Consider the following 14,959-nt stretch of genomic DNA (forward strand, 5'->3'; position numbering starts at 1 on the left):
ATGCTGTATGAAAATCTTTCCCCAACTGATATTTATGATTTGTTTAATCAGCAGTATCATCACTCAGGCTCAAAATAATTATCCACAAAATTATTTCAGAAACCCACTCAATATTCCCATGCAGCTGGCCGCCAATTTTGGAGCTATCAGGACCAATCACTTTCATATGGGGCTGGATCTGAGAACCAATAGCCAGGAAAACCTGCCGGTTCTTGCAGCTGCGGATGGCTATGTAAGCAGAATAAAAGTCGAGCGCTACGGATTTGGAAATGCTGTGTACATTACTCACCCCAATGGCTATACAACAGTATATGCTCACCTGAACAAATATTTTAATGCACTTGATGAATATGTAAAGGAAAGGCAGTATAAAGACGAAAAGTGGGAACAGGATATTACTTTTCAACCCGGACAGTTTCCTGTGGAAAAGGGACAACAGATTGCTTTGAGCGGAAATACCGGAGGATCTGCTGGTCCGCATCTGCACTTTGAAATAAGAGATACGAAAACAGAAGAATGCCTGAACCCGTTACTTTTTGGCTTTACCATTCCTGATAATATAGCCCCGATTATTAGCGGATTGTATTGGTATGACCGACGTTTCAGTACGTATGAACCAGGAGCGAGTAGTATTACCATAAAAAAAGCGGGAAATATTTATACTGCCGGTCTCATTCAGGTAAATTCTCCGGAAATAAGTTTGGGCATTAAAGCAGTTGATAAAGCTAATCAGGGTTTTAATTTAGGTGTTTATAATGCTGACCTATTGATGGATGGAAAGCTGATTTACAGTTTTAAAATTGATAAGATTCACTATGATGATACCCGATATATCAACGGCTGTATAGATTATACCAAATTTATCAGAGATAAAATGGGAATTCAGCATTTATCTGATTTGCCGGGAATGAAGCTTCAGAATTACAGTCTTCCAAATTTAACAGGAGTGATCAGACTTCAGGACGAAAATATTCATACCATTGAAATTGTTCTGAAAGACGTGAAAGGAAATACAAGCCGGTTAACAACAAAAGTCCAGTTAAGCAAAACCTCAGACAAAATATCTTCCACGGCAAAAACAATAATGGCTAACGAAGCAAAAACCATTACCACAGAAAATACGGAGATTGCCTTCAGTAAAAATGCCATGTATGATGCCGTAAATATCAATGCCTATGAAAAGCCGGATGCTGATCCGAATGCCGTTTCAAACAGTGTTGTTTTACAAAGTCCATACATTCCCGTTCAGGACGAATATACTTTGAAAATAAAACCGAATAGAAAATTAACCAATACAGAAAAAGACAAAGCCGTTATCCTCATTGATTATGGCAGTGATAAAACCGTTGTCAAAGTAAAATGGAATGGTGATTGGGCAGAAGGGAAATTCAACAGATTGGGTACCGCAAAATTGTTGATTGACAATAATCTTCCATCCGTTTCATCAGGCTGGTCAGAAGGGGCATTGGTTAATAGCAGTTCTTTACTCTTAAAAGGAGCAACGAAAGTGGGAGATATTATTTCATTCCGTGCCGAACTGGATGGCAAATGGTTGAGGTTTGCCCGTGTAAAAGATAATTTTGTCTACACTTTTGATGAAAAATGTCCTAAAGGAAGCGGTTCTCATACTTTAAAAGTGACAACCATCAATACTGCCGGGAATACCAATATCCAAACTTTTACGTTTCAAAGATAAAACTGTAGCTGCAATCATGAATACATTTTACATGAATACCTCCTACAATCTTGTAATTTTAAATAAATTTGCTTTTTAAAAATTAAAATCATTGGAATTTCATCCGTCAATTGAAAAAGCTGGGATTCAGGAAATCAAAATATTTCAGGAAGAAAAACTTCATGAGCATTTGAGGTATCTTGAAACGCATTCCCCTTTTTACCAGAAACTGTTCAAAGAAAATAATATCAATATTGCTGACATTCGTACGTTGGGAGATCTTCAGAAGATTCCTACCACTACAAAGAATGATCTCCAGCAGTATAACCATGATTTTTTCTGCATAACACCAGATAAAATTGTGGATTACAGTACCACTTCCGGAACATTGGGAGATCCGGTAACTTTTGGATTGTCTGACAGTGATCTTGAAAGGCTTGCTTATAATGAGGTGATATCATTTGCCTGTGCAGGAATTCAGAAAGGAGATGTTGTGCAGATGATCACCACCATAGATAAAAGGTTTATGGCCGGGCTTGCTTATTTTCTTGGTTTAAGAAAAATGGGTGCTAGCGTGGTGAGAATGGGTCCGGGAATTCCGGAACTGCAGTGGGATTCTATTTTCAGATACAAACCCAAATATTTGATCACCGTACCTTCTTTTCTGTTGAAAATGATTGATTATGCCGAAAAACATGGACTGGATTATAAAAATTCCGGTGTTTACGGTGCTGTTTGCATTGGAGAAAGCATCAAAAATCAGGATTTTACAGATAATATTCTTTCACAGAAGATCAAGGAGAAATGGGATATCAAACTCTTTTCTACCTATGCTTCTACCGAAATGAGCACCGCTTTTACAGAGTGTGAGTTCCAGATGGGAGGACATCACCATCCGGAACTGATCATTACTGAAATCCTGGATGATGAAGGAAATCCTGTAAAAGAAGGAGAAAGTGGTGAACTGACCATTACAACATTGGGCGTTGAAGCTATTCCTTTGTTGAGATTTAAAACCGGAGATCTTGTAAAAGCCCATTATGAGCCATGCCAGTGCGGAAGAAATACGATGAGGTTAGGACCTGTAGTAGGAAGAAAACAGCAGATGATCAAATACAAAGGGACAACGCTGTACCCACCGGCAATGAATGATATTTTGAATGATTTCAACAATATCTTATGCTATCAGATCGTTATTCAGGCTAACGAAATCGGACTTGATGAGATTATCATTAAACTTAGTACAGAAGCGGATCACGAAGGGTTTGTTAATGAAGTAAGAGACCACTTCCGTGCAAAATTAAGAGTGAGTCCGAAAATTGAAATCATAGATTTTGATGTTCTCTCTAAAACTGTTTTTAACCCAAACAGCAGAAAGCCAATCACTTTTATTGACTTAAGATAAAATTAAAATAAAGAGTGGTAAAGATTTCCTTTTTACAATATCTTTGGGCTCTTAAATAGTAAAACTAATATACTATGAAAAAATTATTTCTGCTGCTTTTTGCAGCCATTACCACGGCAACTTTTGCCCAGGACAAAATTAATATTGAATCTGGAAATTTTGACTTTCTGAAAGATCAGACTGAGGTAAATGTTCAGTTTAAATTTGAAAACCCTCTTTTTCAGGCAGATAACTATACTGAAGCCCAGTATCTTGAAAGAAGAAAGACAGAAACGTTAGCTAAGAAAGGCGAAGAATCCTGGAAAGAATGGGATGAAGAATGGCAAAAGCATAAAGAATCTGTTTTTTTTGATAAGTTTATTGAAGGAGTAAATGGTAAAGCGAAAAAAATAAAATTCAGTAAAGGAGCATCGGCAAAGTACACCTTGATACTGGAGACAAAATGGATCTATGCCGGATGGACAGGATTTGTAACACAGCCTGGTAAATTAACCTCAGAAATGATATTTGTTGAAACTGAAAACCCATCTAAAGTGTTAGCTAAAGTTCAGGGTGATAAGATTGAAGGGATAGGAAGTAAGGGCAGTTATCGTATGGAATACGGAAGAATATCTGCAGCCTATGAAAAAACAGGAAAAGAATTAGGAAAAGCTATTAAAGATGCTTTAAAATAACAAAAAACGGTCTGAATGTTCAGACCGTTTTTTTATGCTTGATTTTGCTGTTCCTGTTTTTCCAACTTGATCAGGTTTGCAAGGTTTTTAATAACTGTATCATGCTTTCTTACAAAAGGATTGTCTTTATTCCAGACATAGCCTGCTAAAACAGCACAGATCTTTTTCTTTACGTCCGGATTTTCCGGTTGATGGAAGAATAATTCCTGAAGGTTTCCGGTATACCATTCTTTTACATACGTTGTGAAAACATCCACTCCATATAAAATGTAGTCTGTGTATTCCTTCTGCCAGTCAATTTTTTCTCCGTTTAATTGTCTTAATGCCAGTTTGGCGGCCAACATTCCGGATTCTGTAGCAAAAGCCATTCCTGAAGAGAATACCGGATCAAGGAATTCTGAAGCATTCCCCGTTAAAGCAAATCCGTCTCCGAATAAACTTTTTACTGAACAGGAATAATCTTTCAGATGTTTAGGTTCAAAAAGGAAATCCACATTCCCAAAACGTTTTACATAATATTCAGAAAGAGAAATCGCTTTTCTTAAAGCTTCCGTTGTATCTCCGTTTTCAGATAATTTGTCGATATATTCAGTAGGGCCTACAATTCCTAAACTTGTATTTCCGTTGGAAAAAGGAATTACCCAAAGCCATACTTCTGTTTCAATAATGTCAAAAGAAATCAAAGTTCCTTCCTCTCCCGGTTCTCTGTTGATATCATTCACATGAGAGAAAATGGCAGAGTGAGGAGATAGTTTTGAAGGTTTCTCCAAATCAAGAAGACGAGGCAGTACTCTTCCGTAGCCGCTGGAATCGATAACAAACTTAGCATGGATCTCTTTTGTTTCTCCATCCTTGTTTCTTACCGTAGTTATAGAATCTGTTCCGTCAAATTTGATGTCTATCACTTCAGTTTCAAACTCAAGATCAATTCCCTTATTTATGACTTCCTGAGCAAGCGTATTATCAAAATCAGCTCTCGGAACCTGCCAGGTCCAGTCCCAGCCTTCTCCGAATTTGTTGCTGAAATCAAAAATGCAGACTTCTTCACCACGAAGAAAACGAGCTCCAAGCTTTTTTTCAAAGCCCATTTTGTCTAATGCAGGGAAAAGTCCGGCCTCTTCAAAGTGGTCCATTACCCTTGGAATTAAGCTTTCTCCAACTACGAGTCTGGGGAATTTTGTCTTTTCGACTACTTTTACGCTGACGTTATTGTTCTTCAGGTACGAAGAAGACACGCATCCGGAGGGTCCGGCTCCGATTACAAGAACATCAACAAATTCTTTGCTCATCTTTGATTTTTTATTTTAATAATAACTTTTATCTTTGCCGCAAAATTAGTGACAAATAATTAATATTTTACAAAATTATCAACTATTACTTTTAATTGATGAAAATAAATAACTTTTTAGAACTGAAAGACTTTCAAAAAATTATCATTGAGAATGAAAAAATAGAACTGGATGAATCACTTTTATCAAGAGTGGATAAAAGTTTTCAGTTTTTAAAAGAGTTTTCAAAAAATAAAGTAATATATGGTGTGAACACCGGTTTTGGGCCCATGGCTCAGTTTAAAATCAGTGATGAAGACACCCACCAGCTTCAGTATAACCTGATCAGAAGCCACTCTTCAGGAATCGGGAATCCGTTACCTGCAGAAGAAGTAAAAGCATGTATGCTGGCAAGATTGAATACCTTATCATTAGGGAATTCAGGGGTGCACCAGTCTGTTATTTATCTTCTTCAGGAGCTGATCAACAGAGATATTACTCCACTGATCTTTGAACATGGAGGAGTAGGAGCAAGTGGTGACCTTGTTCAGCTGGCTCACCTGGCTTTGGTATTAATTGGAGAAGGAGAAGTATTTTATAAAGGAGAAAGAAAATCTACCAAAGAAGTTTTTGAAACTGAAGGATTAGAACCGATCAAAGTAGAGATCCGTGAAGGTCTTGCTTTGATGAACGGAACTTCCGTAATGTCAGGAATCGGTATCGTAAATGCTTATAAAGCGAATCAGCTTACAGATATTTCTCTCAGACTGTCTTGTGCCATCAATGAAATTGTACAGGCTTATGATGATCATTTGTCAGCAGCATTGAACGGAACTAAGAAACATTACGGTCAGCAGAAAGTGGCAGAAAGAATGCGTGCTCATCTGTCAGACAGTAAACTGATCAGAAAAAGAGAAGAACATCTTTATACCCATTTTGAAGAACAGGAAAAAGTATTCAAGGAAAAAGTTCAGGAATATTATTCATTAAGATGTGTTCCTCAGATTCTAGGTCCGGTATTGGATACGTTGGAATACACAGAGAAAGTTCTTGAAAATGAGATCAATTCAGCGAATGATAACCCAATTATCAACGTTGAAGACCAACATGTGTATCACGGAGGAAACTTCCACGGAGATTATATCTCTCTGGAAATGGATAAGCTTAAAATTGTGGTAACCAAACTTACCATGCTTGCAGAAAGACAGCTAAACTACCTTCTGAATGCCAAAATCAACGAAATTTTGCCTCCTTTTGTCAATTTAGGTAAATTAGGTTTCAATTTCGGGATGCAGGGAGTACAGTTTACGGCAACTTCTACTACAGCAGAAAGCCAGATGTTGTCAAATCCTATGTATGTTCACAGCATTCCAAACAATAATGATAACCAGGATATCGTTAGTATGGGTACAAACGCTGCTGTAATCTGCAGAAAAGTCATTGAAAATGCCTTTGAAGTTTTGGCTATTGAAGCGATTACCATCATTCAGGCGGTTGAATATCTTGGATTCCAGGATAAGGTTTCATCCTCTACAAAAGAACTGTATGATGATATCAGAAAAATTATTCCTGCTTTTTCAGATGATATGGTCATGTATCCGTATCTGGAGGAAGTAAAGAAATATCTGAAAGGAATGTAACTATTGGTTGCCATCAATTGTCTTTTAAAAAAGGCTTCCAGCATCAACTTAAAAAACTAAAAACGATATAAACACTAACGCATGAAATGTGCAATTGTAACAGGAGGCTCCAGAGGAATCGGGAGAGCAATCTGTATAAAACTGGCTGAAGAGAAAAACTATCACATCCTTATCAACTACGCTTCAAATGAAACGGCAGCCAAAGAAACGTTGTCTAAAGTGGAAGAATTGGGCGCTACCGGAGAAATTCTTAAATTTGATGTAGGAAACACCGAAGAAACACATGCTGTTTTAACGGAGTGGCAGGAGAAAAACCCTGACGCTGTGGTAGAAGTGATCGTCAATAATGCCGGAATCACAAGAGACGGTCTTTTTATGTGGATGCAGAAGGAAGACTGGAACAGTGTGATCAATACAAGTCTCGACGGATTCTTCAATGTGACTAATTTCTTTATTCAAAAGCTGCTTCGTAACAAATACGGAAGAATCATCAATATGGTTTCTGTATCCGGAGTAAAAGGAACCGCCGGTCAGACAAATTATTCTGCTGCGAAAGGTGCTTTGGTAGGAGCTACAAAGGCTCTTGCTCAGGAAGTTGCCAAAAGAAATGTAACCGTCAATGCCGTAGCTCCTGGTTTCATCAAAACAGATATGACTCAGGAATTTAATGAAGAAGAACTGAAAGCCATGATTCCTGCCAACAGATTCGGAGAAGCAGAAGAAGTGGCGGACCTTGTCGCATTTTTAGCATCTAAAAAATCTTCCTACATAACAGGAGAAGTGATTAATATTAACGGAGGAATTTATTCATAACATGGAAAATAGGGTTGTAATTACCGGAATGGGAATTTATTCCTGCATCGGGACGTCTTTAGAAGAGGTCAGGGAATCCCTATATCAAGGAAAATCCGGTATTGTTTTAGATCAGGACAGAAAAGAATTTGGTTTCAGGTCTGGCCTTACAGGAGTAGTTCCGAAGCCTGATCTGAAAAATCTTTTAAACAGACGCCAGCGTGTCAGCATGGGAGAGGAGAGCGAATATGCTTATCTTGCTACCTTGGATGCTTTAAAACAGGCGAATCTGGACGAAGAATTCTTAGATGCTCATGAAGTGGGGATCTTATACGGAAACGACAGTGTTTCCCAGGCAGTCGTAGAATCTATCGATATTGCAAGGGAAAAGAAAGATACAACATTGATGGGATCGGGAGCGATCTTCAAATCGATGAACTCAACGGTAACGATGAACCTTTCAACCATTTTTAAACTGAAAGGAATCAATCTTACCATTAGCGCAGCATGCGCAAGCGGTTCTCATTCTTTGGGACTGGCTTATATGATGATCAAAAATGGTTTTCAGGATATGATTATCTGTGGGGGTGCTCAGGAAACCAACAAATATTCCATGGCGAGTTTTGACGGATTGGGAGTGTTCTCAGCCAGAGAAGATGAGCCTGAAAAAGCATCAAGACCTTTCGATGCAGAAAGAGACGGATTGATTCCAAGTGGCGGAGCAGCCAGTCTGATTGTTGAAAGCTTAGAATCTGCCCAAAGAAGAGGAGCACCTATCATTGCCGAGATTATCGGTTACGGTTTTTCTTCCAACGGAGGTCATATTTCAACGCCTAATGTAGACGGGCCGGCTTTAGCAATGGACAGAGCCTTAAAACAGTCAGGATTAAAAGCTTCAGACATCGATTATATCAACGCTCATGCAACTTCTACTCCAATTGGTGATGCCAACGAAGCGAAAGCCATCTATGAGATCTTCGGTAGCGAAGTTCCGGTAAGTTCTACTAAATCAATGACCGGACACGAGTGCTGGATGGCAGGTGCAAGTGAAGTTATCTACTCCATTCTGATGATGCAGAACGATTTTGTGGCTCCCAATATCAATCTGGAAAACCCTGATAATGAAGCACAAAAGATAAATTTAGTCGCAAAAACAAAAAATCAAAAAATTGATGTATTTTTGTCGAATTCTTTTGGGTTTGGGGGAACCAATTCTGCACTAATAGTTAAAAAATTTGATTAAAAACATGGAAAGGGAAAAAATTGTTGCTATTGTTAATGATTTTCTTGTCAACGAATTCGAGGTAGACGGAGACGAAATCAGTAACGATGCCAACCTTAAAAATACACTGGGCTTAGACAGCTTGGATTATATCGACATGGTAGTCGTGATTGAATCCAATTTCGGGGTGAAATTAGGAGAAGCAGATTTCAAAAAAATGGTAACATTTGATGATTTCTATACAACGATTGAACATAAGATTGCTGAAAAAAACGCGTAGTTATTGAGTAAATCTTTATTCTATAAAATGTGCCAATGTAACAATATCACAGTGATCCGGTAACGGACACTTCAAAAAGGTATTATTACATTGGCTCTCTGTTATATTAAATTCTAGATATGAACAAGTGGAAAGGTAAATCTAAAGGAACAGTACTCGGATACAGAATATTCGTCTGGTGTATTAGAAATATCGGGATCAGAAGTTCATATGGTGTGCTGTATTTTGTAGCAGCCTATTACTCCCTGTTTCAGAAGAAAAGCAACCAATACATTCTTTATTATTTCCAGAAAAGACTGAACTACGGATACTGGAAATCCAAAGCTTCTATTTTTAAAAGCTATTTTACTTTCGGAAAAGTTTTAATTGATAAAACCGCGATTTCTGCCGGACTCAGAGAAAAATATACTTATGAGTTTGACGGTATTGAAAACCTCAGGAATCTTTTAGCCGCTAAAAAAGGAGGAGTGCTGATCAGTGCCCATATCGGTAATTTTGAAATTGCAGAGCATTTTTTTGCTGATATTGATTTCGACTGTCAGATCAATCTGGTCACTACAGATCAGGAAGTTACCGTCATCAAGGAATATCTTGAAAGTGTTGCTGTAAAAGAGAGCAATATCAAGTTCATTTATGTAAAAGACGACATGTCTCATATCTTTGAGATCAATCAGGCTTTGTCCAATAATGAGCTTATCTGCTTTACCGGAGACCGTTATTTCGAAGGATCCAAATATCTGGAGGCAGAACTGTTGGGAAAAAGTGCAAAATTTCCGGCCGGCCCGTTTTTGATCGCTTCAAGATTAGGTGTTCCGGTAGTATATGTTTATGTGATGAAAGAGAATAATCTTCATTACCATCTGTATGCAAGAGTGGCACAGAATATCAAGAACCGGGATTCACAAGGGCTTTTACAGTCGTATGTGCAAAATCTTGAAACTATGGTGAAAAAATACCCGCTTCAATGGTTTAATTATTTTGATTTTTGGGATGATGTTGATTAATTTTTCTATTTTTATCCCATAAAACGAATAAAAACTAAAACCATTAAGATGTACCGAGGTTTAAGATAACCAAAAAAAATTCTTTGCTTACTTTACGAAAGTAATCTTTAAATATCTTAAATTCACTGTTTCTTAATTATTAAAAGCACATTCTCTTTTGAAGAAAGAATATGACATACTTGTAATCGGCAGCGGATTGGGAGGTCTTGTTTCAGCTCTTATTTTAGCGAAAGAAGGTCTGAAAGTATGCGTTCTGGAGAAAAATAACCAATATGGAGGAAATCTGCAGACCTTTTCAAGAGATAAACTTATTTTTGATACCGGAGTCCATTATCTTGGAGGTTTATCCAAAGGACAGAATCTGAACCAGTTTTTTTCCTATCTTGAAATCATGGATGATCTTGAGCTTCAGTTGATGGATGAAGACGGCTATGACAGAATCAGTTTTGGAGAAGATGAAATAGAATATCCTCATGCACAGGGCTATCAGAATTTTGTTGAACAGCTTTCAAAGTATTTTCCCGAAGAAAAAGAAAATCTTGAAACCTATTGTGAAGAAATTCAGTATGTATGCAGCCAGTTTCCCAGATATCATGTGGTGGGAAAAGATAATTACAACGAAGAAATCCTGCACCTCAATACTAAAAGATTCATTGAATCTGTTACCCAGAATAAAAAACTTCAGTCGGTTTTATTAGGTTCCAACTTTTTATATGCGGGAGATTCTGAGAATGTTCCTTTTTATGTACATGCTCTGACGGTAAATTCTTATATCCAAAGTGCTTACAAATGTGTGAAAGGAGGAAGTCAGATTTCTAAACTTTTAATCAGAAAACTTCGGGAATATGGAGCCGAAGTACACAAGCATTCGGAAGTTTCAGAATTTGTTTTTAATGAAAATAATACACTGACCTCTGTCAAAACAAAAAAAGGAAAAGAATACACTGCCAAACAATTTATTTCAAATATAGAAATCCGTTCCACGATTAAACTTATTGGTGAAGAAAGACTTAAAAAGTCCTTTCTGAACAGGGTTTTAAGCTGGAAGCCGGTTTCATCGTGCTTTAGCATTTACCTTGTTTTAAAACCTCACTATCTTCCGAATTTTAATTATAACAGATATCATTACTCTTCTGAAGAACAGGTTTGGAATGCATTCCAATACCGGAAAGAATCGTGGCCGGAAACGTTTATGCTTTCTTCTACACCTTCGAAACGTCATCCTGAATTCGCAGAAAGTCTGACGGCGATATCGTATATGGATTTTGATGAGGTTAAAGAATGGGAAAATACCTTCAATACCGTTGCCGATGAACATGAAAGAGGAAATGCTTATGAAAGATTTAAGCTTGAAAAAACAGAAAAAATGCTTGATGCGCTGGAAAAGAAAATTCCGAATGTAAGGCATGCCATTAAAACACTCTATACTTCCTCTCCTTTGTCTTATCGGGACTATATCGGGAATTGTGAAGGAAATATGTACGGATACATGAAAAGCTCGGAGAATCCCCTTAAAACGATGGTTTCTCCCCGTACTAAAATTGACAATCTTTTTCTGACCGGGCAATCCGTGAATATGCATGGGATCTTAGGCGTTACTATCGGAGCTTTTAATACCTGTGCTGAGATTATCGGAAAAGAAACGATAGACATGCGGCTGACTCAAATGATTAATAAAAACTAAAGTGAAAAAAACTAAAACCATTTATTCATCTCACAAAAGAATTTTTCTTTATCTCACTTTTTGTGTTTTCCTCACATCTTGCGGAATCTCAAAGTCTGTCAAACATATTCCCGAAGTACAACAATATGCTCTGGAAGTTCCGAAAGTAAACCAGATCAATGACAGTACATTCAGCTACAATCAGAATTATCTTACCAAAAACAAACAGCAGCTCTGGGAACTTTATATTAAAGGAAACCCTTTGCAGCTTGGATATAACAGCGGAGCATTGACCCAAAGCTTAATGCAGAAACAGGAGAACATTTTCTTTTCAAAAGTGGAAGGTTTTGTACCCTCAAAATTCAGGCAAGGACTGCTAAGAGGTTTTTTAAAATGGTACAACAGAAAAATGTACCTCAATGTAAGAGAAGATTATCAGGCAGAATTATTTGGCTTGTCACAATATTCATCCGATCAGTATGACTTTATTGCTCCCAAATATTTAAGAAACCTTTACCTGCACGGAGCTCATGATATCGGGCATGCCATGCAGGATCTTGCCATGGTAGGATGTACATCTCTTGCTGTATGGAATGAGAATACGGAAGATGGAGATTTGTTGATTGGAAGAAATTTCGACTTTTATGTGGGAGATGATTTTGCTAAAAATAAACTGGTAGAATTTGTGCAGCCCGAAGAAGGAATTCCCTATATGTCGGTAAGCTGGCCGGGAATGATTGGTGTGGTTTCCGGAATGAATAAAGAAGGAATTACCGTGACCATTAATGCCGGAAAATCAAAAATTCCTTTAACGGCAAAGACTCCTATTTCCCTGGTTACAAGAGAGATTTTACAATATGCTAAAAATATAGAAGAAGCCATTGCCATTGCTAAAAAAAGAAAGGTATTTGTTTCAGAATCCATTCTTGTGGGAAGTGCAGCAGATAAAAATGCAGTCATTATTGAAGTTTCACCTAAAAATTTCGGAGTGTACAGCGTGCAGAATACCAGCAGAGTTCTTTGCACCAATCATTTCCAGTCTGAAGCTTATAAAGATGACAAAAGAAATCAGAAGCAGATTGAAGAAAGCCATTCTGAATACCGTTATGAAAGGCTTCAGGAGCTTTTGCAGAAAGAAAAGAAGATCACTCCCGAAAAGATGGCTTCCATTTTAAGAAATAAATCCGGCTTAAAAGAGGAAAGTATCGGTTATGGAAATGAAAAAGCACTCAATCAGCTATTGGCTCACCATGCCGTTATATTTTCGCCTCAGAAAAAACTGGTTTGGGTTTCTTCCAATCCTTATCAGCTGGGAGAATTTGTTTGTTATGACCTGAATGAGATTTTTTCCGGTAAGCCATTATCGCAAGGTCTGCTGGCGAAAACAGAACTGAATATTGCGAGAGATCCGTTTGCTGATTCTGAAGAATTTCAACACTATGAACTGTCCAAAATGTACGGTAAAGAAATCAACGAGGCTGCTGATGATAAAAACACGCTGTTGACAGATGATGTAATCGTATCGTATCAGGCTATGAACCCTGATTTTTGGCTGGTCTATTATCAATCTGGAAAGTATTATTTTAGCAAAAAAGAATATTCAAAGGCAAAAATGGAGTTTGAAAAAGCATTGACGAAAGAAATTACAACAGTTCCTGACAGAAAAAATGTTGAAAAATACCTGAAGAAAACTTTAAAGAAACTGAAATGATCCCTAAATATATAAAACTGCTGTTCTGCATTCCTTTTGTCATTATCATCTGTTATTCTGTGTATTTGTGTACCGTTTACAGTTCAATACCAGACACCATCACTATTCATGGGTACGGAAGTATGAAAGACAATTATGGAAGCAAAATCTTTCTTGTGTTTCCCGTATTGATGAATTTGGCTGTTCTCGTGTTTATTTGGTTGATTATCAGAAGACCTGATAAAATAAAATTTACTTTTGAAATCAATGAGGAGGAAAAAGAAAAAATATACCATATCACCCAGCTCGCTCTGGTTATTATTTCGATATTTGTTACCATCATGATGACACCATTATCATTTGCTGATGTGGTCTTTAAATAATTGATTATGAAAAAACTTTTAACCTTATTCTTTACCGCATTCGCTCTGTTATCATTTTCCCAGGATAGAAAAGAGATCGGAAATACTTTCATTAAAGCTTTGCTTATAGATAAAAATGCGGAAAAAGCACATTCTTATTTCGATCCTTCCGTAGCAGGACAAATTCCGGTGGATCAGCTTAAAGCTATACCGGACCAGCTTCAGAGCCAGGTTGGAGGATTGAAAAATATCCTTGAAGTAAATAATGAAGGAAACACCTACTATTACTATTCCGAATTTGAAAAAACAAAACTTGACATTCAAATTACTTTTGGAGAAAATAATAAAATGCTGGGCTTCTTTTTAGTTCCGCATAAAACATTTGAAAAACCAGACGAGAAAACCACACTTAAAATAAAAAGTGATGGAATTGAACTGAATGGAACGTTGTTGCTTCCTCCTTCCAACAATAAAAAGAAACTGGTTATTTTCGTTCATGGCTCAGGAGCACATGACAGAGACGAAACCATTGGGGAAAACAAGCCGTTTAAAGACATTGCAGAATATCTTTTAGCCAACGGAATTGCTTCTTACCGATATGATAAAAGAACCTATTCCTACCCTGAGACATTTAATGAAAAATCTACTGTAGAAGCGGAAACGATCAATGATGCCGTAAACGCAGCTCTTTATTTTAAAAATAATGCTGATTATAAAGGATATCAGATTATCATTCTTGGGCATAGCCAGGGAGCGTATATGATGCCAAAAATTGCCGAAAAGGCTCAGGTTTCAAAATATGTTTTTATGGCTGGAAATGCGAGACCATTGCAGGATTTATTAGTAGAGCAATATGATTATCTTCATGCTCTAGATCCCGCTAAAGTTCCAGTAGAGGCTGTACAGGAAGTAAAAAAGCAGGTTGCATTTTTGAACTCGCCCAAATTTACTCTGGATTCTCCGTCATCGGATCTTCCTTTAGGACAGTCTGCGGCCTATTGGAACTACTTAAAAAAATATAATCAGCTTAATGAGGTTAAAAAAGTAAAAGCTCCGATGTTTTTCGCACAAGGGGGAAGAGATTATCAGGTAACTGAGAAAGATTTCAACCTTTGGAAAGAAACATTGAAAAATGATAAGACAGCCGTATTTAAGTTTTATCCTGCATTAAGTCACTTATTTATTGCAGGCTCAGGAAAACCATCCCCAAAAGATTATGAAACAAAAGGGAAGGTAGATGAACAGTTTTTGAAAGATTTGGTTCAGTTTATCCTGAATTAATTG

At 37.3% G+C, this 14,959-nt stretch carries 13 protein-coding genes; 12 read left to right on the forward strand and 1 reads right to left on the reverse strand.

The features are described 5' to 3' along the window. Window positions 1–34: 34 nt before the first annotated feature. The 3 genes from RAH34_RS15645 (at window position 35) to RAH34_RS15655 (ending at window position 3,754) form a co-directional block, all read left to right on the forward strand. Window positions 35–1,696: a M23 family metallopeptidase gene (locus RAH34_RS15645; protein WP_306596726.1), complete on the forward strand. Its 1,662-nt coding sequence runs from the start codon at window positions 35–37 to the stop codon at window positions 1,694–1,696. Window positions 1,697–1,787: 91 nt separating this feature from the next. Beyond that, window positions 1,788–3,080, forward strand: a complete 1,293-nt coding sequence (locus RAH34_RS15650) for a phenylacetate--CoA ligase family protein (RefSeq protein WP_306596727.1) — start codon at window positions 1,788–1,790, stop codon at window positions 3,078–3,080. 74 nt (window positions 3,081–3,154) lie between these two features. Then, a complete protein-coding gene (locus RAH34_RS15655) occupies window positions 3,155–3,754 on the forward strand; it encodes a hypothetical protein (protein ID WP_114821689.1) in 600 nt (199 codons plus the stop codon). 32 nt (window positions 3,755–3,786) lie between these two features. On the opposite strand, the gene RAH34_RS15660 is transcribed toward RAH34_RS15655, so the two are convergent. Further along, entirely contained in the window at window positions 3,787–5,043 is a 1,257-nt protein-coding gene (locus RAH34_RS15660; RefSeq protein WP_114821690.1) for an NAD(P)/FAD-dependent oxidoreductase, read from the reverse strand. A gap of 98 nt (window positions 5,044–5,141) precedes the next feature. Here RAH34_RS15660 and hutH point away from each other — a divergent pair, with 98 nt between their 5' ends. The 9 genes from hutH to RAH34_RS15705 all read left to right on the forward strand — a co-directional run bounded on the left by hutH (window position 5,142) and on the right by RAH34_RS15705 (window position 14,956). Further along, a complete protein-coding gene (hutH, locus tag RAH34_RS15665; RefSeq protein ID WP_306596728.1) occupies window positions 5,142–6,662 on the forward strand; it encodes a histidine ammonia-lyase in 1,521 nt (506 codons plus the stop codon). Window positions 6,663–6,743: 81 nt separating this feature from the next. After that, window positions 6,744–7,475, forward strand: a complete 732-nt coding sequence (gene fabG / locus RAH34_RS15670; protein WP_306596729.1) for a 3-oxoacyl-ACP reductase FabG — start codon at window positions 6,744–6,746, stop codon at window positions 7,473–7,475. A gap of 1 nt (window position 7,476) precedes the next feature. Further along, complete coding sequence (locus RAH34_RS15675; protein WP_306596730.1) at window positions 7,477–8,697, forward strand: beta-ketoacyl synthase; 1,221 nt, start codon at window positions 7,477–7,479, stop codon at window positions 8,695–8,697. A 4-nt stretch (window positions 8,698–8,701) separates the two neighbouring features. After that, window positions 8,702–8,956: an acyl carrier protein gene (locus RAH34_RS15680; RefSeq protein ID WP_034692469.1), complete on the forward strand. Its 255-nt coding sequence runs from the start codon at window positions 8,702–8,704 to the stop codon at window positions 8,954–8,956. Window positions 8,957–9,075: 119 nt separating this feature from the next. After that, on the forward strand, window positions 9,076–9,960 hold the full coding sequence (locus tag RAH34_RS15685) for a lipid A biosynthesis acyltransferase (protein WP_306596731.1): 885 nt from the start codon (window positions 9,076–9,078) through the stop codon (window positions 9,958–9,960). Window positions 9,961–10,117: 157 nt separating this feature from the next. After that, window positions 10,118–11,644: an NAD(P)/FAD-dependent oxidoreductase gene (locus RAH34_RS15690; RefSeq protein ID WP_306596732.1), complete on the forward strand. Its 1,527-nt coding sequence runs from the start codon at window positions 10,118–10,120 to the stop codon at window positions 11,642–11,644. A gap of 1 nt (window position 11,645) precedes the next feature. Further along, complete coding sequence (locus tag RAH34_RS15695) at window positions 11,646–13,334, forward strand: C45 family peptidase (protein ID WP_306596733.1); 1,689 nt, start codon at window positions 11,646–11,648, stop codon at window positions 13,332–13,334. Continuing rightward, on the forward strand, window positions 13,331–13,696 hold the full coding sequence (locus RAH34_RS15700; RefSeq protein WP_306596734.1) for a hypothetical protein: 366 nt from the start codon (window positions 13,331–13,333) through the stop codon (window positions 13,694–13,696). Before RAH34_RS15695 ends, RAH34_RS15700 begins: the two co-directional genes overlap by 4 nt. Window positions 13,697–13,702: 6 nt before the next feature. Continuing rightward, window positions 13,703–14,956 (forward strand): DUF3887 domain-containing protein, encoded by a 1,254-nt coding sequence (locus RAH34_RS15705; protein WP_306596735.1) that lies wholly within the window; start codon window positions 13,703–13,705, stop codon window positions 14,954–14,956. The last annotated feature ends 3 nt before the right edge of the window (window positions 14,957–14,959 follow it).

The sequence above is a fragment of the Chryseobacterium sp. WLY505 genome, assembly GCF_030846215.1.
Classification (GTDB): domain Bacteria; phylum Bacteroidota; class Bacteroidia; order Flavobacteriales; family Weeksellaceae; genus Chryseobacterium.